Annotated in this window: 4 protein-coding genes; 1 reads left to right on the top strand and 3 read right to left on the bottom strand. The window is 70.2% G+C overall.

The window, feature by feature from the left end; genetic code table 11:
• Window positions 1-126: 126 nt before the first annotated feature.
• The 3 genes from ACLFRB_RS11490 to ACLFRB_RS11480 form a co-directional block, all read right to left on the bottom strand.
• The gene (locus ACLFRB_RS11490) at window positions 127-843 is read right to left on the bottom strand and encodes a hypothetical protein (protein ID WP_411069152.1); all 717 of its coding nucleotides are present in this window, start codon (window positions 841-843) and stop codon (window positions 127-129) included.
• On the bottom strand, window positions 836-2,281 hold the full coding sequence (gene hldE, locus ACLFRB_RS11485) for a bifunctional D-glycero-beta-D-manno-heptose-7-phosphate kinase/D-glycero-beta-D-manno-heptose 1-phosphate adenylyltransferase HldE (RefSeq protein ID WP_411069151.1): 1,446 nt from the start codon (window positions 2,279-2,281) through the stop codon (window positions 836-838). The genes ACLFRB_RS11490 and hldE overlap by 8 nt, the downstream gene beginning before the upstream one ends.
• A gap of 171 nt (window positions 2,282-2,452) precedes the next feature.
• Entirely contained in the window at window positions 2,453-3,580 is a 1,128-nt protein-coding gene (locus tag ACLFRB_RS11480) for a glycosyltransferase (protein WP_411069150.1), read from the bottom strand.
• Window positions 3,581-3,806: 226 nt separating this feature from the next.
• On the opposite strand from ACLFRB_RS11480, the gene ACLFRB_RS11475 reads away from it, so the two are divergent.
• Window positions 3,807-4,468 (top strand): sulfotransferase domain-containing protein (locus ACLFRB_RS11475; protein WP_411069149.1); only part of this gene is annotated, 662 nt, incomplete at its 3' end.

Genomic DNA, 4,468 nt, shown 5'->3' with positions numbered 1-4,468 from the left:
AGCGGCTATCAGCCGCGACCACCCGGGGCCGGAAACCGCGTCGCAGCCAATGGCCGCTCCCACAGGCGCCCTGCCCGACCGAAAAGCTGCCGCAGGAGCGGCTACGGGCCTCGCCCGCGGCTGAAGCTAGTCGCCCAGACCCCGCCGCAGCCCCTCCAGGTAGTCGCGGTTGATCTCCGGGTCGGCCTCGTCGGCCTCCACCCAGTCGCCCACATCCTGGTGGGGCTCCTCCTCCATCACCTCGCGGTACTGCTCCACCGCCACGCGACTGCCGCCCTCTTCGAGCGGGTCCACCGCCACCCGGAAGCGGTAGCGGGCGTCCTTGCCGAAGCCCTTGGTGAGGACCTTCATGGTCAGCGCCAAGCCGCCCTCATCGTCTCCGTGCCAGGCCTTGTAGGCCAAGGAGGTGGTGAAGCGCCGCCGGGCGGAGTCCTCCTCGGTCAGGCGCAGCCCCTGGAGGAAGGTGGCCGCGCGCGCCATGGCGTAGGTGGTGTCCGCGTCGAAGGGGCTGGCGAGCCACAGGTCCTCGCCCTCGCCGCGGATCTCGGCCACCCAGTCCTCCCCGCCGATGCTGGTCCCCTTGGCCTCCAGGAACTGGCCGGTCTCGGGGGCCGGCTCGGTGGGCTCGGTGGGGCCCTTGTCCCCGGCTTCGGCCTCGGCCGGGGCCTCGCCGTCCGGCCCGTCCTGGGCCTCCTGCTCCTGGCCTGCCTCCGGGTCGTGGACCGTGTTGTCGCCCACGGTGTGCTTGACCCCACAGCCGGCCAGCAGCCCGACCGTAAGAGCCAGGGTCAGCAGCCCCGGCAGCCGGTGGGTGCGGCCGCGGTGCAGCGCGTCGTCAGGCATTGCCCTCTCCTTGCCGATCCCCCCTCTTGCGGATGGCGTCCATGATGGCGGAGCTGGAGCAGCCCTCCCGGAAGGAGAGCACCACCACCTCGCCGCCGGCGCCGGTGACGGCGTCGTACCCCGCGATCTCCTCGGGGCGGTAGTCGCCGCCCTTGACCAGCACGTCCGGCAGGACGCGGCCGATGAGCCGTGCCGGGGTGTCCTCGCCGAAAGGCACCACCCAGTCCACCGCCGCTAGCCCGGCCAGCACCGCCATGCGGTGCTCCAGCGGATTGATCGGGCGGTTTTCGCCCTTGAGCCCAGCCACCGAGGCGTCGTCGTTCACCGCCACCACCAGGCGGTCCCCCCGCTGGGCGGCCTCCTCCAGGTAGGCCACATGGCCGGCATGCAGGAGGTCGAAGCAGCCGTTGGTCATCACCACCCGCTCGCCGTGGGCCCGGGCGTCGGCCACCAGGGTCAGAAGCTCCTCCTCGTCCACCACCCGGCGCCCCTCCCGCCCCTCATGGAGCCGGGCACGGCGCAGGTCGGCGGGGGTGGCCACCGCCGTACCCAGGCGGCCCACCACCACCCCGGCGGCCAGGTTGGCCAGGGAGGCCGCCTCCTCCCAGGGCTCCCCGGCGGCCAGGGCGGCGGCCAGGGTGGCGATCACTGTGTCGCCGGCGCCGGTGACGTCGTAGACGTCCCGGGCGCGGGTGGGGAAATGGGCCGGCGCCCGGCCCTCGCGCACCAGGGTCATGCCCTGCTCGCCCCGCGTCACCAGGACCGCCTCCAGCTCCAGCTCCCGGCGCAGGGACTCCGCGCGCTCCCCCAGCTCCGCCTCGCCGTGGCAGGCCCCCACCACCGCCTCGAACTCGCCCCGGTTGGGGGTGATGGCGGTGGCGCCCCGGTAGCGGGCGAAGTCCGTGCCCTTGGGATCCACCAGCACGGGCTTGCCGGCCTCGCGCGCCGCGGCGATCAGGACGGGGGCCTCGCCCAGGGTCCCCTTGCCGTAGTCGGAGAGCACGACGGCGTCCCGGTCCGCCAGGACCTCCCGGAAACGGTCGCCCAGGGCGGCGCCGTCGCAGCCGTGGAAACCGTCCTCGAAATCCAGGCGGATCAGCTGCTGGTGGCGGCTGACGATGCGCAGCTTGACCAGGGTGGCGATCTCAGGATCGCGGAGCAGGTGGCAGGTGACCCCGGCCTCGCGCAGGCGGTTCTCCAGGGCATCGGCCTCCGGATCCGCCCCGGTGAAGCCCAGCAGGGCCGCCGACGTGCCCAGGGCCGCAGCGTTCAGGGCCACGTTGGCGGCGCCCCCGGGGCGCAGCTCCTCGCCGTCGATATGGACCACCGGTACCGGCGCCTCGGGCGAGATCCGCCCGGTCTCGCCGGACCAGTAGCGATCGAGCATGAGGTCGCCGGCCACCAGCAGGCGGGCTTGGCCGAGATTGTCCAGATGCATAGGACCCAGGATCCGGTGGATTGCTGAATCCGGTGGAGGCTACCACAGTTCCGGCCTCGGCCCGAGGGTGGTGGGGGCCACCTCGGTACCCCATGGGGACCGCATTCCCTGGGGGAGGGGCTATCCCCCCGACCCCGCCGGAGCCGATTGCCTCGCGCCCCATGCAGCGCCTCACAGACCCTGCTGCGGGTAGGGATCCAGCCCCATCTCCTCCAGGTAGCGGGTGGTGGCCGCCTCGATCTCGAAGGGGCGCACGGCGTCGCGCAGCGTTTCCGAGGGCAGCGGGGCCGTCAGGGTGTCCTCCAGGGCCTTCGCCAGGCCTTCCCAGTCGCCCACCTCCACCAGGGGCCCGTACCGGCCGTCCTCCAGGGTCTCCCGCGGCCCGCTGGGGCAGTCGGTGGCCACCACGGGCGTGCCCAGGGCCATGGCCTCGATGAGCACGAAGCCAAGCCCTTCCCGGCGGGATGTGAGGGCCAGGACGCTGCTGTGGGCCATGAAGGCGTAGGGGTCGGACTGGAAGCCCAGAAGGGCCACGTCCTCCGCCACACCCAGCTCCTCGGCCAGGGCGTTCAGGTCGGCTTCCTGCCGGCCCTGCCCCACCAGCACCAGCCGGCACTCCATGCGCCGCCGGAGACGGGCGAAAGCCCGCACCAGGGTGCCGAAGTCCTTGCGCGCGGAGAGCTCCCCCACGCCCAGCACCACCGCCGGCTCGCCGGGCTGGAACCAGGGGTGCGCGGGCCGGGCGCGCGGCTCGGAGAAAAGGGCCTCCGGCACCACGGGCGTGGCCACCGTCCGCACCCTCTCCGCCGGAATCCCGAAACTGGCGATCAGGTCCTCCCGAACCCCTTCGGAAGGAACAAGGACCCGGTCCACCCGGGGATACAGATGACGGAAGGACCAGCTCTGCAGAACCCGCTCCTTCCAGGGCCGCCCGGGAAGGGCCAGGGAGGCGGTGGTCCCGAAACGGAAGATCTGCCGGACCGGCACCCGGGCGAGCTTCCGGGCCAGGTAAGCCGTGCGGTTCACCTTGTCCTTGCCGGAAACCAGAACCGTGGGCCGCTCGCGGCGCAGGTAGCGGACCAGGCCGGGCAGGGCGCTCCAGGCGTGGGCGGCATTCAGCTCCACGACGCGTACCCGGGAGTCACCCGCACCAAGCTCCGGACCGTGCCCACGGACCCGGACCACATCCACCGCATGGCCCCGCTCCACGATCCGCGGCGCCAGATTCCGGATCAGGCGATCCACCCCGCTGCGGCCCGAGGTTACAAAGAAAAAGGCGATCCGCCCATTTCTGGTCATGAGTCTACGGAACCCACCCTGGATCAAGCGCTTAAAGGGAGCGCGTAAGAATGCGCCGCCGGAAGCATACCAGGGAGTAGCTCAGGCCCTAAGCCGAAGGGAAGGTAGCAGTGCCCCACCTTTCCCCGGATCACAGCCCCTGCTAGACTCGAACCCGCCTCCTAATTGGCATTTCCGCGGAGCATTCACCCCAAATTCCCGGGACGCCTTCTAATGACCGGTTGCCATGCTTAAAACCCTTCGGAAGAAACTCCGCCGCACCTGGCTCCTGCACAGTTCCGACACCCACATCATCTCCTTCCCCAAATGCGGCCGCACCTGGCTGGTCCTCATGATCTCCAAGGCCATCCAGGAGCATTACGGAATCGACCCCTCGGACCCCCTCCGCCCGCACCGGTACAAACGCAAGGTCCGGACCCTGCCCAAGATCCTGCCCCACCACGACGGAGGCCCGGAATTCCAGCGCCCCGAGGAACTGGAAACGGACAAGTCCTTCTACGCCAACAAGAAGGTTATCTTCCTGACCCGGGATCCGCGCGACGTAACGGTCTCCTCCTACTTTCAAAAGACCAAGCGCAACATTAACTTCCAGGGGAGCCTCCGGGACTACGTCTATGAGGCGGTGGGCAGCGTGGAGACCAACATCGAGTTCTACAACATCTGGGCCCGGAACCGAGAGGTCCCCAAGGATTTCCTGCTTGTGACCTACGAGGATCTACAACGGGACACGGAAGAACAGATGCGCCGGGTGCTTGACTTTCTGGGCCTAGGGAAGATAAGCGAGGAGACCGTGCGGGAGGCCGTGGAATTCTGCCGGTTCGACAACATGCGCCAACTGGAGGCCACGAACGCCCTGGGCAGCAAGCGTCTCGCGCCCCGGGATGCCGG

It is taken from the genome of Thiohalorhabdus sp., assembly GCF_046545655.1.
Taxonomy (GTDB): Bacteria; Pseudomonadota; Gammaproteobacteria; order Thiohalorhabdales; family Thiohalorhabdaceae; genus Thiohalorhabdus.
This window is presented reverse-complemented; position numbering and strand designations above follow the sequence as displayed.